This is a genomic window from Actinocrinis sp. (assembly GCF_035650855.1).
Taxonomy (GTDB): domain Bacteria; phylum Actinomycetota; class Actinomycetes; order Streptomycetales; family Catenulisporaceae; genus Actinocrinis.
In genome coordinates this window covers 1-2,040 of the sequence record NZ_DASRGV010000145.1, presented here as the reverse complement: position 1 = coordinate 2,040, position 2,040 = coordinate 1, and the positions used below count along the sequence as shown (strand labels likewise).

Annotated in this window: 2 protein-coding genes; one reads left to right on the top strand and one right to left on the bottom strand. The window is 70.4% G+C overall.

Features of this window, described 5'->3' with window-relative positions:
• The first annotated feature begins 219 nt into the window (after positions 1–219).
• Positions 220–1,359, top strand: a complete 1,140-nt coding sequence (locus tag VFB40_RS11355; RefSeq protein WP_324849732.1) for a tyrosine-type recombinase/integrase — start codon at positions 220–222, stop codon at positions 1,357–1,359.
• A 141-nt stretch (positions 1,360–1,500) separates the two neighbouring features.
• Here VFB40_RS11355 and VFB40_RS11350 read toward each other — a convergent pair whose 3' ends face one another.
• Positions 1,501–1,716 carry a hypothetical protein gene (locus tag VFB40_RS11350; protein WP_324849730.1) on the bottom strand — a complete coding sequence of 72 codons (216 nt, stop codon included), beginning with the start codon at positions 1,714–1,716 and terminating at the stop codon, positions 1,501–1,503.
• Between the last annotated feature and the right edge of the window lie 324 nt (positions 1,717–2,040).

Below are 2,040 nucleotides of genomic sequence, written 5' to 3'. Positions count from 1 at the left end.
GACTTTCGTCACCTATAATCGCCGGCTCGTGAGTAGCCGGATGCTCGGGTTGGTCGAGCTGTGGGCGCGACGTGCGGCCGCGACCGGCTGGCAGATCGCGACCGTGAGCGCGGGCAAGCTCCGCGAGCTTGACCTGTCTCTCGGAAGCGGGGCCTAGCCGTGCCGCGCCGGCCTCGACCACAACCCCCGCCGGAGCGCCGGCCACGCGGCCAGGGCAGCGTGGCCTGGAACGCCCAACGCCAGCGCTGGCGGGCGCGCTTGCCGCTCAACGTCGAGCGGCCACACCATGAGTCGTGGTGGCGGACCCGGCTCGAAGCGGAAGCCTGGCTCGCCCGCGAGTTGGCGCGGGCGCCGGACGCGTTCGACCCGAGCCAATCGCTCGGGGACTACCTGCGCTACTGGTTCCGTCTCCACGCGCCGAGCTGGGCGCCGCAGACGCGTCGACGGTACCACTATGAGATCGCGGCTTGCCGGCCGATCTGGTCGTATCCGCTGGAGAAGCTCCGGGCCGACCACATCCTGCGCGTCGTCGCGGACATCCAGGCGCGTGGCTGCACGGCGCGCTACGCCTACCACGTCGGCTCACTCCTGCGCCGCGCCCTCGACGATGCGGTCAGATGGAAGATCCTGACCGAGAGTCCGGCCGACCACGTCGCGCTGCCGACACCCGAGCCGTTGACCACGAAGGCGTGGGACGTCGACGAGATCCGGGCGGTGCTCGCTGCGATCGTCGGCCACCGCTTCGAGGCGATCTATCTTCTGATTCTCTGGGGCGGGCTCAGGATCGGTGAGGCGATCGCCCGCCGTTGGGACGAGATCGGCGACGATGGTACGGTCCGGTTCGACCAAGCTGAGCACTCGAACATTCAGGGCCGGCCAATCGGCGCGACCAAGCGCCGCCGCGAGCGGGAGGTCGAGCTGCCGGCCATCGTGGTGTCCCGGCTCAAAGCGCTCCGGGCGGCCGGCCCGGCACCACTGGCCCGGCCGGCCCGGACGACGCGTGACGTCGCGTTCGTCTACGTCGCCCAGCGCCCGGACGGGAAGCGCTGGACCGCCCGCGCGGTGCGTGACGACTGGAACCGGCTGGTCGGCACGGTCACGGTCGACGACGAGCGAGCGGTCCCGCCGTTCCGGCCGCACGGTGGCCGCAGGAGTTACGGCACGTTGCAGATGGTGGCCGGAACGCCGCTGGCCGATCTCTCGATGCTGATGGGCCACAGCTCGCCAGCGGTGACGGCCCAGCGGTATCTCGCGACGTCCAAAGCGCGGCGCCGCGCTGCCGCCGAACGGCTGGCGGCCCTGCTGCTGCCGACCGAGCGCGAGGGTGAGGGTCAGGCTGAGGGTCAGGCCACCATCTGACTCGAAAAGCAGGCCGCACTTCTGGAAGTACTGACACGCTCTCCGAGACAGTCGCCGTCTCGGAGTCCGACCAGTGGAGAATGGGTGCTGTTCTGTGCCGTTCAGCGCTGGTTTTACCGCGCTTGAGGGTCAGGTCGAGGGTCAGTCCGGGCCACCGTCATGCCGCTCGCGCTCGACGTCGGCCGGCGTCACGGTCTGGCCGGGCCTGGCAGCAATGGCCCGCTTCGCCGCCTCGATGCACGCTGCGCAACTGACCGCTCCCGGCCACGCGACCGGCTCCGCCTCGCAGCGCACGCAGCGCCGGACGAGCGGCGCTTCGACTGGCAGGTGGAGCAGGCGGGGCGGGTCGGCGGTCATGAGTATTCGTACGCGAGTCCGGCGCGTGGCTCAGGCTCGTACCCAATCGCGGCTCGGTAACGTGTGCAGGGCATTCGGTCGCAGTCCAGGAACGACGACCCGTACGGCGAGTGCTTCCGGTTGCGATGGACTTCCGCCGCCGCGTCCAGCAAGAGATCCTTGAGGATGATCGCGTCGCACGGCCACGCCTGATTGACGCAGACGGCGCAATGGACGGCGCTCTCTCGATCGCACCCGTCCAGGCAGCCGTGACACGCTCGGTGCTCAGCCACCTACTTCCCCTCCCCCGCTGACCCGGCCCCGGCGCGGCTGGCGCGGCGCCTA

Bases quoted from the DNA above. Each gene is read 5' to 3' on its own strand.
- VFB40_RS11350 (WP_324849730.1), bottom strand. From the start codon at position 1,716: ATGACCGCCGACCCGCCCCGCCTGCTCCACCTGCCAGTCGAAGCGCCG.